The 13,649-nt window shown below is 51.3% G+C and carries 13 protein-coding genes; 9 read left to right on the top strand and 4 right to left on the bottom strand.

Features of this window, described 5'->3' with window-relative positions; genetic code table 11:
* The first annotated feature begins 9 nt into the window (after positions 1-9).
* The 6 genes from rpsD to dnaN all read left to right on the top strand — a co-directional run bounded on the left by rpsD (position 10) and on the right by dnaN (position 6,821).
* The gene (gene rpsD, locus J2I47_RS13410) at positions 10-615 is read left to right on the top strand and encodes a 30S ribosomal protein S4 (RefSeq protein WP_207365104.1); all 606 of its coding nucleotides are present in this window, start codon (positions 10-12) and stop codon (positions 613-615) included.
* 113 nt (positions 616-728) lie between these two features.
* Positions 729-1,718: a DNA-directed RNA polymerase subunit alpha gene (locus J2I47_RS13405; protein WP_207336223.1), complete on the top strand. Its 990-nt coding sequence runs from the start codon at positions 729-731 to the stop codon at positions 1,716-1,718.
* A gap of 89 nt (positions 1,719-1,807) precedes the next feature.
* Positions 1,808-2,626, top strand: a complete 819-nt coding sequence (gene rplQ / locus J2I47_RS13400) for a 50S ribosomal protein L17 (protein WP_207365103.1) — start codon at positions 1,808-1,810, stop codon at positions 2,624-2,626.
* A 94-nt stretch (positions 2,627-2,720) separates the two neighbouring features.
* Entirely contained in the window at positions 2,721-3,830 is a 1,110-nt protein-coding gene (gene carA, locus J2I47_RS13395; RefSeq protein ID WP_207365102.1) for a glutamine-hydrolyzing carbamoyl-phosphate synthase small subunit, read from the top strand.
* Between the two features lie 21 nt (positions 3,831-3,851).
* Positions 3,852-5,513, top strand: a complete 1,662-nt coding sequence (gene gldG / locus J2I47_RS13390; RefSeq protein ID WP_207365101.1) for a gliding motility-associated ABC transporter substrate-binding protein GldG — start codon at positions 3,852-3,854, stop codon at positions 5,511-5,513.
* Between the two features lie 99 nt (positions 5,514-5,612).
* The gene (gene dnaN / locus J2I47_RS13385; protein ID WP_207365100.1) at positions 5,613-6,821 is read left to right on the top strand and encodes a DNA polymerase III subunit beta; all 1,209 of its coding nucleotides are present in this window, start codon (positions 5,613-5,615) and stop codon (positions 6,819-6,821) included.
* A gap of 71 nt (positions 6,822-6,892) precedes the next feature.
* Here the strand turns inward: dnaN and J2I47_RS13380 are convergent, their stop codons facing one another.
* Positions 6,893-7,675: a YdcF family protein gene (locus tag J2I47_RS13380; RefSeq protein WP_207365099.1), complete on the bottom strand. Its 783-nt coding sequence runs from the start codon at positions 7,673-7,675 to the stop codon at positions 6,893-6,895.
* A gap of 69 nt (positions 7,676-7,744) precedes the next feature.
* Here J2I47_RS13380 and J2I47_RS13375 point away from each other — a divergent pair, with 69 nt between their 5' ends.
* From J2I47_RS13375 to J2I47_RS13365, 3 genes are all read left to right on the top strand, one after another.
* On the top strand, positions 7,745-9,220 hold the full coding sequence (locus tag J2I47_RS13375) for a DUF4369 domain-containing protein (protein ID WP_207365098.1): 1,476 nt from the start codon (positions 7,745-7,747) through the stop codon (positions 9,218-9,220).
* A 95-nt stretch (positions 9,221-9,315) separates the two neighbouring features.
* The gene (locus J2I47_RS13370; protein WP_207365097.1) at positions 9,316-10,755 is read left to right on the top strand and encodes a redoxin domain-containing protein; all 1,440 of its coding nucleotides are present in this window, start codon (positions 9,316-9,318) and stop codon (positions 10,753-10,755) included.
* Between the two features lie 54 nt (positions 10,756-10,809).
* Positions 10,810-11,430: a response regulator gene (locus J2I47_RS13365; RefSeq protein WP_207365096.1), complete on the top strand. Its 621-nt coding sequence runs from the start codon at positions 10,810-10,812 to the stop codon at positions 11,428-11,430.
* Positions 11,431-11,477: 47 nt separating this feature from the next.
* Here J2I47_RS13365 and J2I47_RS13360 read toward each other — a convergent pair whose 3' ends face one another.
* The 3 genes from J2I47_RS13360 to J2I47_RS13350 are packed head-to-tail and all read right to left on the bottom strand — an operon-like array spanning position 11,478 to position 13,471.
* Positions 11,478-12,755: an AGE family epimerase/isomerase gene (locus tag J2I47_RS13360; protein WP_207365095.1), complete on the bottom strand. Its 1,278-nt coding sequence runs from the start codon at positions 12,753-12,755 to the stop codon at positions 11,478-11,480.
* Between the two features lie 45 nt (positions 12,756-12,800).
* Positions 12,801-13,166, bottom strand: a complete 366-nt coding sequence (locus tag J2I47_RS13355) for a helix-turn-helix domain-containing protein (RefSeq protein ID WP_207365094.1) — start codon at positions 13,164-13,166, stop codon at positions 12,801-12,803.
* 2 nt (positions 13,167-13,168) lie between these two features.
* Positions 13,169-13,471: a type II toxin-antitoxin system HigB family toxin gene (locus J2I47_RS13350; protein WP_207365250.1), complete on the bottom strand. Its 303-nt coding sequence runs from the start codon at positions 13,469-13,471 to the stop codon at positions 13,169-13,171.
* Positions 13,472-13,649: the final 178 nt, after the last annotated feature.

Genomic DNA, 13,649 nt, shown 5'->3' with positions numbered 1-13,649 from the left:
TTTCACATAATGGCACGTTACACTGGCCCCAAGGCCAAAATTGCCCGTAAGTTTGGTGAGCCGATTCTCGGACCCAGCAAAGCCTTACAGAAAAAAAATTATGCGCCCGGTATGCACGGTCGTGGCCGGAAGCGCAAAACGTCGGAGTATGCCGAGCAACTTCAGGCGAAACAAAAAGTAAAATATATCTACGGTATTCTGGAGCGCCAGTTCCGGGGTCTGTTCCATCGCGCTGCTGTCAAGGAAGGTATCACGGGTGAAAACCTGTTGAAACTGTGTGAAGCCCGTTTGGACAACACAGTATACCGGTTAGGGATTGCTCCAACACGCCGGGCTGCCCGTCAGTTAGTTTCGCACAAACACGTCACAGTCGACGGTGAAGTGGTTAACATTGCCTCTTACTCATTGAAGCCTGGTCAGATCATCGCTGTACGTGAAAAGTCGAAGTCGCTGGAAGCGGTAACGACCAGTTTGTCAGCCCGTAACGCCAAGCGTTATAACTGGTTGGAGTGGGATCAGCAGCAATTGGCTGGTACGTTTATCAGCTATCCCGAGCGTGACCAGATTCCTGAGAACGTCAACGAACAGTTGATCGTTGAATTGTACTCGAAGTAATAGTCAGCAGTAAGCTGTTATAGTTAGCAGTACGCTGCTGGAGGGTGTTCCGTTCTGCTAACTATTAACGCCCACTGTACACTTATTTTTTAGGTTGTTAACCACGAAAACGTATGTCAATATTAGCTTTCCAAATGCCCGATAAAGTCGTCATGGAAAAATCCGACGATTTTCACGGTGTGTTTGAGTTTAAGCCTCTCGAAAAGGGATACGGCGTCACGATTGGCAATGCGTTACGGCGCATTTTGTTATCATCACTGGAAGGCTACGCCATCACCAGTGTTAAGTTTCCCGGCGTGTTGCACGAATTCTCTTCGATAGAAGGCGTGGTTGAAGATGTCACAGAGATTATTCTGAACCTGAAGATGGTTCGTTTCAAGAAGGTCTCTGATATGGTCGATAACAAGATTACGGTCAATATCAAAGGACAGTCGGTGCTGAAAGCAGGTGACATCACGAAAGCTACGGCTTCGTTTGATGTGCTGAATCCGGAACTGGTTATCTGTCATATTGACAATACGCGTGATCTGGAGATGGAGATTTTCGTGGAAAAAGGCCGGGGCTATGTTCCGTCTGATGAGCCACGGGCCAACGAGTTACCGTTTGGTCACATCCCCATGGATGCCGTTTACACACCCGTTAAGAACGTCAAGTTTGGCGTTGAGAATACACGGGTAGAACAGAAGACCGACTATGAGAAGTTGGTTCTAGACATTGAGACGGATGGGTCTATTCACCCGGAGGAAGCGCTGAAGGGTGCTGCTCATATCCTGATTCAACACTTCATGCTGTTCTCTGACCAAACCATGACCTTCGATACGGTGAAGCCGGAGGAAGACAACGTGGTAGACGAAGAGATGCTGCATATGCGCAAGCTGTTGAAGACGTCGTTGTCTGATCTGGACCTATCTGTGCGGGCGTACAACTGCCTGAAGTCAGCTGAGGTACGTACACTGGGTGATCTGGTTCGGCTAGAGATCTCGGATATGATGAAGTTCCGCAACTTCGGCAAAAAGTCGTTGACGGAACTTGAGCAATTAGTGGCTGACAAAGGCTTGACGTTCGGTATGGACGTAGCCAAATATCGTTTAGACGAAGACTAAAAGGTAGTTTAAGGTTTAATGTCTACAGTTTAGCGTTTGGCAACGAATCGCATCACACTTTAGACGCTATACCTTGAACTCATTTCACAATGAGACACGGTAAAAAAGATAATCACCTCGGCCGGACCCATTCGCACCGCGAAGCCATGCTATCAAACATGGCCGTCTCGCTGATTATGCACAAGCGGATTGAGACGACGGTAGCAAAAGCGAAAGAGCTGCGCAAATTCGTTGAGCCAATTCTGACGCGTGCCAAAGAAGACAACAACCAAAATCGGAAGATTGTCTTCAAAACCCTTAATCACAAAGAGGGTATGAAAGAACTGTTCGGTGAGGTGTCTGACAAAATTGCGACGCGTCCCGGTGGTTACACACGTATCATTAAACTGGGTACCCGCAAAGGTGACGGTGCTGATACTTGCCTGATCGAGCTAGTTGACTTCAACGAAGCGCTGTTAACGGCTGCTACTGAGCAGGCTACTGCTAAAACGCGCCGTAGCCGTCGGGGTGGTTCAGGCCGCAAGGCTGACGGTACCGCCGTTGCTCCTGCTGCTGAAGACGTACCGTCGGCGGAGGTAGTGACAGATGAGACGCCTGCCGTTGACGCGGCTCCTGTTGCTCAGACACCTGCAGCCGGTGGCGATGATCTGACTATTGTGGAAGGTATTGGCCCCAAGATTGCTGAGTTGATGAACAACGCTGGTATCACTACGTTTGCTCAACTAGCCGACGCGAGTGACGAAGTTGTACAGGCTGTTTTGACGGAAGCTGGTCCACGGTACAACGTTCATGACGTGTCGACCTGGAACGAACAGGCAGCGTTGTTGCGTGATGGTAAAATGGACGAATTCAAGGCGTTGACAGACCGGCTCAAAGGCGGTAAGGAACAATCGGAATCGGCTGAGTAGTGAACGAACCAATCGTTATACAGAAACTGGGTTAGCCGTTTATCGGTTAACCCTTTTTTTTAGTCCTTTCAACAACCCACAAACATACTTGCCCATGACACGGCCACAGCATTCTGACGCATTGCTGGTTTTGCAGGATGGTACCGTATTGCACGGTTACGCGCTCGGAAAAATTGGCACCGCCGGCGGTGAAATTTGCTTTAATACCGGTATGACCGGCTACCAGGAGATCTATACCGACCCGTCTTATTTTGGTCAGGTGATCATCAACACTACGTCTCATATCGGTAACTACGGTATTCAACTTGGGTTGGAGGAAGAGTCGGCAGGGGTGAAAATTCGGGGTATGGTGTGCAACTTCTTTTCGCAGACTTATTCGCGACACCTGGCCGACGAGTCGTTGCAGCAGTATTTTGAGCAGGCCAATATTGTGGGCATTCATGGTATCGACACCCGGCAGCTAGTACGGCACATCCGCGATAAGGGTGTGATGAATTGTATTATTTCATCAGCTATTCTGGACCCTGCTGTGCTGTTGGCCGAGCTGGCAAAAGTACCCGACATGAATGGCCTGGAGCTGTCATCGGAAGTTTGTACGCAGGAGACTTATGAATTAGGCAGTGTTGATGTGCCTGAGCGATTCAAGGTGGCGGTACTGGATTTAGGTGTGAAGAAAAGCATTGTGCAAAATCTAGCTAACCGGGGTGCGTATTGCAAAGTATTTCCGGCGAAAACATCATTTGCTGAACTACAAGCCTGGAATCCAGACGGCTACTTTATTTCCAACGGCCCCGGCGACCCAGCAGCTATGCCCTACGCTGTAGAGACCGTGAAGCAGGTGCTGGACACCAATAAACCTCTTTTTGGAATTTGCCTGGGTCATCAGATTTTGTCGCTGGCCAGCGGTATTTCGACTTACAAAATGCACAATGGCCATCGAGGCTTAAACCATCCGGTCAAGAACCTGATCACTGGTCTATGTGAGGTAACGTCGCAAAATCATGGTTTTGCCGTGAAAGCCGATGAGGTGCAGGACCATGCGAATGTAGCTGTGACGCACGTTAACCTGAATGACAAGACCATCGAAGGCATTCGCCGAACCGACAAGCCTGCTTTCTCGGTACAATATCATCCCGAAGCCTCGCCCGGACCGCACGACTCGCGTTATCTGTTCGATGATTTTGTGCAGTTAATGGCCGACTAACTAGCTGATTGATCACCTATTATGCGATTGCACGCGAACCGTATCTGGCCTGTTTTGATTGGCCTGATTTTACTGAATGTACTGTCGGCGTTTGTCTACACGCGCATCGACCTCACGGCCGACCGCCGGTATACCCTCTCTGACGGAACGCGGGCATTGCTGACTAGCTTACCTCAACAAGTACACATTGACGTGTTTTTGACAGGTGATCTGCCGCCTGGTTTTAAACGACTGGAGACGGCCATTCAGGAGAATCTGGAAGAAAGTGAGGCCATTGCGGGTGCCAGGTTAAGCTACCGGTTTGTGAACCCGTTATCGGGTTCAAAGACCGAGCAAGAACAAAGGCTCACTAAACTGGCTGAACTCGGGCTTCAACCCACTAATTTATTTGCCAATGAAGGCGGCACCCGTACCGAGCAATTGATTGTGCCGGGGGCGGTGGTCAGTTATGCGGGAAAGCAGGTAGGCGTCTTATTGCTGAAAGGTAATAAGGCTGCCACACCTGCCGAGCAATTGAATCAGTCGTATGAAGGGGTTGAATATCAGTTGTCATCTGCCATTAGGCGAATTACGCAGCCGGTGGGTAGTCGGCGGCGGGTGGGGCTGTTGTTCGGCCATACGCAGGTGCCGCCCGAACGCTTCTCGGACCTGCTGGCCACCATACAGGAAACGTACGATCTCTTCCTGGCCGATCTGAGCAAACCCGGCCCCCTCACCGACCTCGACGCCCTGTTGGTGCTTAAGCCTGACCGCCCCTTTTCGGAGCAAGAGGTGTACAAGATTGACCAGTATGTTGTGAATGGTGGCCACGCGTTGTTTTTTGTCGATGGGCAGCGAGTAGACAGCGTAAGCCGCGATGGCACGTTCGCACAGCCACTTGATCTGGGATTAAACGACCTGTTTTTTCGGTGGGGTGCTCGTGTGAATCAGAACGTAGTAAAAGATTTATCGTGTGCCGTTATCCCACTGAACGTGGGCAATATTGGCGACAAGCCTAACGTACAGTTAGTGCCGTGGCGGTTTTACCCGGTGCTGAATTCGTTTGGCAGTAGTCCCATTACCCGCAACATTGACGCGCTGTATAGCCGGTTCATCAGCACACTCGACACCGTGCAGGCGCTGGGTATTCGTAAAACGGTGCTGGTGCAAACGTCGCCATACACGAGTGTACTCAAGGTGCCCGCCCTGATTGCGTATAACGAGGCCCGGCAGCAACCCGATCCCAAGACTTATACAAGTGGCACACGATTGGTGAGCGCGCTGTTTGAAGGGGCCTTTTCGTCCGTTTTTGCCAACCAGATTCTGCCCGATTCGCTGGCGAAAACATTTCGGGCTACGGGCAAACCGGGGGGCATCTTAATCTGCGCTGATGGTGACCTGGTTGTTAATGATGTGGACTACAAGCGAAAAACGCCCCTACCGCTTGGCTATGACCGCTTCACTCGCAATCAGTTTGCTAACAAAGACTTCGTGCTTAATGCGCTCGACTACCTTACCGACCCAAATGGCGTGATTGCAGCGCGGGCACGGGTGGTGCCGTTGCGGCCGCTGGATGCCATTCGGGTGAAGGCAGAACGGGTCTATTGGCAGGGGCTTAATGTGCTGGGGCCACTAGTTTTGGTAGCGCTTGTTGGTCTCTGCTGGACGTTTGTTCGGCGCCGTACCTACGGACGAAATGCGTAGAAAATACATGCCGACAAATGATAGAAATGGCTTCGGAAAGGGCGCGTTTTTTTGCTACTTTTGTTTTATACTCTTTTTACTGGCTAAAGCCCTAATCGCATGAAATTCCTCGTTTCTTCGTCCGTGCTGCTCAAAAACCTGCTGACTATCAACGGGGTAGTAGCAGCTAACCCGATTGTTCCAATTCTGGAAAATTTCCTATTGCGTATCGACACCGGGGATGACAACACGGGTATGCTAACCGTAACGGCTTCGGACCTGCAAACGACCATGACCACCCAGATTCCAGTGGATGCGTCGGAGGGAGGAGCCATCGCCATTCCGGCAAAACTGCTGCTCGACACATTGCGGAGCTTGCCTGATCAACCTATTACGATCAATATTAATACGGAGACGTTCGGCACGGAGATTCTGACCGACAATGGTCGGTACAAGATTTCGGGCGAAAACCCAATTGACTTCCCCAAGATACCGTCGGTGAACAAAAACCTGTCTGTTGAACTGTCGTCAGATGGATTGCTGAGTGCAATCAACAACACTGTTTTCGCCACCAGCACCGACGATCTGCGCCCGGCCATGACGGGAGTTTACCTGCAGCTGAGTGCTGATACGGCGGGTGCAGGCACAGCAACATTCGTGGCCACGGATGGCCACCGCCTGATTCGGTATCGCCGCAACAATATCTCGACGGCAAACGCTCCCGCTGCTGAGCGGTCACTGATTATCCCGCGCAAAGCCCTGTCACTACTGAAAGCGGCCTTGCCCGAGGGCGTTCCCGTGCAGGTAGACCTGAGCCAGGCTAATGCCTCGTTCACGTTCGGGGCGGGTGGTGCTCCTTCAACGCAACTGATTTGCCGCCTGATCGACGAGCGGTTCCCGGATTACGAAAACGCGATTCCGGCCAATAATACCAACGTGATGACCATTGGCCGTGCTGATCTGCTGAATTCACTGAAGCGGATTATGATCTACGCCAATCGTACCACACACCAAATTCGGTTGTCGTTGAAAGCCAACCGCACCGGCGGACCGGATGGCTCTTCACCCACGCTGACTATATCAGCCGAAGATCTTGACTACGCCAATGAAGCTAACGAGAAGCTCATGTGCGACTATGACGGCGACGACATGGAGATCGGTTTCAACGCCAAACTGATGGCCGAAATGCTGAGCAACCTGAGTGCTAAAATGATCTCGCTCGAAATGTCGGCCCCCAACCGCGCTGGCCTGATTATCCCCGCCGATAAGGAGGAAGACGAAGAAATTCTAATGCTGGTAATGCCGGTAATGCTGAATACGTATGCGTAATTAGCTGCTAGCAAGTAAAGTGATAAAACGAGGCACCAGCGAAAGCTAGTGCCTCGTTTCGTTATGGCACCTCACACATACCCCGCTACTGTGTAAGCTAAATAGCCAAAAAGCTCGCGGATCAGGAGTAGCGATTCGGCGAGGGTTTGTTCGTGGGGAACAAACAGGTCAGAAAAGCCTGCGCTGCTGCGGGGTTGCTGGATAAAGGCTGCTGGAAAGGGGAGGGGGTGTAAGCCTGCTTTGCGAAAACAAGCCTCAGCCCGGCGCATATGAAACGCTGACGTAACCAATATACAGTTGTCTGTGTGAAACCGATTACGAAGTACCATAGCTGAAAATAGGGCGTTTTCGCGGGTGTTGCGCGACCGGGTTTCCCAAAGCAGGTCGGCCACGGGCACGCCCGCCAGGTGCAGAAAGGCCATTGCCTGCTGCCCTTCATGCATGGTTTCACTACCCAAAAAGAACAACGACGTGCTGCCTCCACTAATTAGAATCTTGCTCACCTGTCGAGTTTTGTAGAGATATAGCACCTGGCCAAGTCGGTCGGCCTGCCCGGCCAGCATAGGTCGGGCGGGGCTTACGGGCAAGCTGGCGTTGACCATGCCGCCCGTGAGTACCACGGCCACGCGGTTGGTTGCGTTGGGCGGAGGCAAGGCTGTGGTGGGGCTTATTTCCCATGCCCGAGCTAGTTCATCGACCAGAAAGCTGTTGCCTAACAGCCAGTAGAGGCATAACGCGCTTAAGATCAGCCGTCGGCGGTACCACTTGAAAGCCAAAGCACTAACCAAAGCCGCCAGCAGTAGTCCAGCGGGTGTTAGAAAATACCCTGCCGTTTTCGACAAAAAATAGAACATAAAACGTTATCTGGTGGGCAGATTTAGACACGTATCCGAAGTCTGTAACATCACACTTACCTTTGTAGAATGAACCTACGTAATCTTTGTTGGCTGGTACTTGGGCTAATGCCGGGGCTGGTCATGGCGCAAACGCCAGCAGCACAATCAACAGCAGGACACCGTATTGCGGGCCATATTCGGGGCCTTGCCGATACTACGGTGGTGCTGGCCCATTACCAATATGACGCAACCCATTACGTGCCGAAAGATACAGCCCGCGTTGATGCGGCGGGCCATTTCGTGTTTCAGGGTAAAAAGCCACTGCCTGGTGGGCTGTATCTGGTGGTGATGCCAAAAGGACGTTATTTTGACATGATGCTGACCGAGCAGCAATTTTCATTCGAGACGGACACCGCTGATCTTGACGGGCACATGAAGATGAACGGTTCGGTAGAAAATGTTGCTTTCTTCAATTACAAGCAGCAACTGAAGCGCACGTTCGATGAAATGCGTAAGCTTGATAAGCAGCCTAAGACAGACGCAACTGCGCAGCAGATGAAAGCGTTGCAAAAAGAAGCCGGGCAATACCGCGCTGATTTTTTGGCTAAAAATGACAAGCTCTTTACTACTAAAATCCTGCGTGCTTCGGCTGACCCGGAAATACCCACGCCGCCAAAAGCCGCCAATGGTCGACCAGATTCACTCTGGCAGTTTAATTACTACAAAAATCACTTCTGGGATGGCTTCGATTTTAGTGACGACCGGATGCTACGAACATCCATGATCCAGCCCAAAATAGATCGTTATTTGAAAGAACTGACTGTGCAACAGGTTGATTCGCTAACGAAGGAGGCCGACTTCCTGGTGAAAAAAGCCAGTGCCAACAAAGACGTGAAGTCGTATGTGATCTGGTACATCACGAGTCAGTACGAACGGCCTAAGGTGTTGGGTACCGACGGATTGTTTGTGCACATGATTGAAAAGTACTGGCTTACCAAAGAGTTGCCCGGCATTGATTCGGCTACGTTGAAGACTGTAGCTGAACGTGTGGCAGTGCTAAAGCCGTTGCAGGTAGGCAAATTGCTACCCCTGCCTGCCGTGGGCGATACGCTGGCACGTCCGATTAACCTCATGACGGCCACACAGGGCGCGCCCTATACCGTTTTCTTTTTCTACGCGCCTCACTGCGGTCACTGCCGCGAAGCTGCTCCAAAACTGAAAGCCTTCGCCGATTCACCAGATGGAAAGGGCGTGAAGTTTGTAGCCATTGCCATTGAAGATAACGTAGACGACTGGAAGAAATTCATCCGCGAGTTTAAGCTTACCGGCTGGACTAACGGCTACGACCATAAGCAACAAATCGACTTCCGGCGGCAGTATGATGTTTTCACCACACCAACCATTTACGTGCTTGATAAGAACCGGGCGATTATTGCCCGTGCTTTGCCCGTTGAGCAAGTGGCTGATTTCTTGAATTTTACGCGAAAGCAGGCCGCCGCTGCAACTGCGTCTAAGCCGGTTGGTACGGCCAAAGCTGCCGCACCGAAAGCGTCGGGGAGATAAGGCAGGTTCCGTTCAGCCGAGGAACCCTCGGCTGAACGGATTTGGCCCGTTTTTTGTCGCTGACCCGTTGAGGTTGCCCATATACCTCAACAACCATGAAACCTACTCTGCTTTTTTGGGTCCTGGTAACAGGCCTTGCCACGGCCGTTGCGGCCCAGCCAGCACCCGCTGACGAATACCGAATTGAAGGCCGAATCCGGGGTTTGCGCGACACTACGGCTGTACTGGCCCATTATTTTGGCTACAATCAATACATTCCCAAAGACACCGCCCGCATAGATAGCACAGGGCGGTTTGTCTTTTCTGGTAAAGACTTGCCAGGCGGACTGTACATGGTGATTGGGCCGAAAAACAAACGGGTGGAGCTAATTCTGTTTGGCGCTTCTGCCGCGACGAGCAAACCTGTAATACCCCGTTTTTCATTTGAAACGGATACGGTGGGGTTAGTGGCAAAGATGGTTGTAAACGGGTCGCCTGATAATGAAGCGTTTTACACCTATCAGCAACAAATGCTACGGTTAGGTGATGAGGCCAAAGGAATCGACTTGCAGATGCGGTTCCGCAACGACGGAATCAGCAGGATTAAGCTCAGACGCGAACTGGCCGAGCTTCAAGGCCAAGCCAGAGCGTTTCAACAGCAGTTCTTAACAAAAAATAGCACACCGGCTGTGAGCAAACTGCTGCGCATGATGGCCGACCCCGACGTGCCTGTGGCTCCCCAAAACGCCAATGGTAAGATCGACTCCACGTTTCAGTACCGCTATTACAAAACCCATTTTTGGGACAATATTGACTTTGCCGATGAGCGATTAGTCCGCACGCCCATCTTTCAGCGTAAGATTGACCGCTACCTGCAGGACCTGACCGCGCCCGTAGTTGATTCGCTTATCCGTAGTGCCGATTTGATCGTGAAAAAGGCCCGCGCCAACCGCGAGGTACTCTCCTACGCCATCTGGTACATTACCAGTCAATATGAGCGACCCCGCCTGATGGGCACCGACGGCGTATTTGTCCATATGGCCGAAACCTACTATCTAGCTGGCGTGATGCCTGCCGCTGCCCCCACCACCGTCGACAATATTCGGAAACGGATAGAAACGGTAAAGCCGCTGCTAGTTGGCAAGTCTTTCCCAACATTAGCAGTAAGTGACACGCTGAAACAACCAATTGATTTAAAGGCAATTAGAGCTGACTATACAGTGCTGTTTTTCTATGATCCAACCTGCACGCACTGCCGTGCTTCAATGCCGGCACTGACCCAGTTCTCGCAGGATTCTGCGGCCAAAGGCGTTCAGTTTTGTGCCATCGCCGTAGACAACAGCCCCGATACCTGGCAGAAATTTATCCGTGAATTTGGCATCCAAAGGTGGGTGAATGGCTATGATTTCACGTTCCGTAACGACTACCGGCGGCAGTATGACGTGATCAAAACACCAACTGTGTATGTGCTCGATAAAGACCAGACAATCATTGCCCGCGCCTTGCCTGCCGAGCAGGTTGCCCACTTTATTCAGTTTCAGCGGCGAAAAAAATAAGCTATTTTACTAAATACAAGACAAGTAGCGTCAACGATTTGTTACGTTTGCGGTATGCAAATAAAACTGCTAATTGTTGATGACAACCAGATGTTCGCCGAAGGCATCTGGACGTTGCTCGAAGATACCACCGACTACGAAGTGTTGGAGGTATTACATAGCGGGCAGGATGTACTGGAATTTCTGGATCACACCCCCGCCGATGTCCTATTGTTTGATATCGATCTGCCGGATTCGTCAGGGTTCGAAATAACCCGATTGGTACGAAGGCAACACCCTGGTACTCAAGTGTTAGCTATTTCGGCCCAGGATGATCGGTTGACTATTGAACAAATGTTACAGGCCGGTGCTCTTGGCTATTGCCTCAAGAGTGATGGTCGTGACGAGTTATTTTCGGCTATCCAGACTGTAGCCAGTGGGAAGCCTTACTTGCCTGCTGCCTATTTGGCCATGCGCCAGAAACAGAAAGCGCAGGCGGCGGCCAGCCCGTTGTCGGGTCGTGAAGTAGACGTGGTACGGCTTATCAGCGAAGGTATGACGATCAGTCAGATCTCCGAGAAGCTGGCCATTACCGAACGGGCCGTGGAAACTCTGCGCAAGAGCATTTACAAAAAAGTAGGCCCGCAGAGTAACATTGAACTGGCCCGCTTCGTCCAGAAATACCATCCTCTCTAGCAAACAAATCGTGGGCATACGGGTTGTCAGTCATTGGTCAATAACTACTAATGACTGGCAACCCGTATGCCTGTTGGCTGTAGTTTGGCGCACTGTTCGAGGTATTGCCATGTGCTGGCAAGGCCACGTATGAGCGCGTAGCAACCGTTGTCGGCAGTGGTCTTAAACGCGCTAACCAATTGATTTTGAGCCGATAGAGACATATGCCAGGCTTTGTGGCGGGGGTCGGAAAAATGGCCGAATGCATAATTAGCTACCCGGTGAAGCCAACGTGGACCGTCGGGGTGACGGGTGTGCAGGTAGCCGTTAGCCAGTGCTGCCAGTGCCAGCCCATGCACCGATGCAAGTCGATGGTTTGCGTCGGCAAACACTACAGGCAGGTCTTTCCAGTCTACCCATTGCACCAATCCCTGCGTTGACACGTCGGCCGATGCCGACATCGCTCTTGGTGCGTTACGAGCCGGATGATCTTCGGCAGGCCCTTGCCATGCCCACTGGCACTGACGTAGGCACTCGGTCATGGCCTGGAGTATCAATTTTCGGTTACCGAGCATAACCCCCACATCAATCAGCAAGTCGGTTGTTTCCATTGTCAGACCTGTGCTGACGCGTCGGCCTTCGGGCGTGTGACTGAACGCACCACCGGGCAGTACCCACTCGCGCAGAATGTCCTGGCGCTTGTCTAAGAACTCGTTTAGAATTTCGTCGAGCAACGGCTCCGCGGCTTCTTTCCAGTCGGGAAGGGTAAACAGCGGGCGGGCGTCGAGCAGGGCACGAAGCAGAGCCACCGGCCAACTTAAATGTCGTAAGGCAACTGGCTCTGTAGTGGCCGCGAGGGCCTTTTCGCGGGCAGTCTGGTAGTGCCGAAGAGCTATGTGCAGTGTCTGTTTCGCCAGCATTGCCCACTGGTCATCGGCTGTGGCCAGGTGCATCTGAGCATAGGCAGAGGCTACACGAGCACCCGTTAGTGGATCGTGGGTGGCGGAACCGTGGGTAGGCGCTATGGGCTGCCCCATCCGGTCGAGGCGGGTGTAACAGGCCATCTGATCGGTATGGGCAAATTGCGCCAGAAAATCGGCTCCATGCTGGGCGTGGTCGAGCCAGTCCGGGTCAGCTTCGACGGTGGTGTAGAGATAGGCAAACGCCCATACCTGTTCTGCCTGCCGGGCTACCTGCTTATCGGCCTCAATGGCCTGACCGGTAGCCGTGAGGTAATCAAAATATCCTCCGCCAATACCGTCGCAGGCATGACGCAGCCAGAACGGAATCAGATCATCGACCAGCGCCCGCTGGCAATCGGAGGCTATTTTGCTAAAGTCGAACAATAGAGGAAAGAAGAGTGGGAGTGGGTAGTGGCAGCAGGCAGTCGTTTACGCTTTTTTTAGAATAAACTCTGGACTGATGTCGAGGCGTTCGTAGAGTTTTTTGGCTAAATCAATCGTGATACGCCGCTTGCCGTTCATAAACTCTGAGAAGCGTGCGGCAGAAATATCCAAGAACGTAGCCATATCTTTTTGCTTCATCTGGCGTTCGGCCATTTTTACCTGAATCAGGCCTGGTAGCGTCTCCGGTACCCGAATTGGCATCAGTGGAATACTGTCTTCGAAAGTCTCTACAGCTAATGCTAGTTGCGCGAAATGAGCTTCGCGTTCTGTATTTCCTTCGAAACCATCCAGTATCAACTGATCAAGCTCCTGAAGGGCAGCCTTATGTTCAGCCCAGTTTTGTACGGTCATGACTATTTCGAGTCTATTGTGGTAACGTCTATTCGATCATATGCACTGTGTGTACCAATAAACTTGATGTATACAGTGCGGACAGAGAAAAAAACAAGAGCTACTAACCGATACTGATTGCCTTTAATGTTGAAAACGTACCGGTTATCACCAACGTAGTCAACAGAATTAAATGTCTGCTTTATATCAGCAAACGCTCGCCAGTTGGCTGCGCGAACAATTGTGTACCAGTCATTTAATGCTGATGCGACATCTGGATTGTTTTTGCCAAACTCATTGAGTGTGGTCTTGCTGATTACAACCATTCTTGTAACGTATTGATCACGGTAGGAATTTCCAAATATGAATTCTTTTTTCGAAATGTGAAACAACATCCTGTGGGTATCGAAAAGCTGAGTTGGTTTCAACGGATTCGTTTGGGTCTCTTAAACGTGGAATGCGTAAATTGTACCCTGTTATTTTTATAAAATGCAACCCGCCGTT

The sequence above is a fragment of the Fibrella rubiginis genome (genome assembly GCF_017353185.1).
Lineage (GTDB): Bacteria > Bacteroidota > Bacteroidia > Cytophagales > Spirosomataceae > Fibrella > Fibrella rubiginis.
This window is presented reverse-complemented; position numbering and strand designations above follow the sequence as displayed.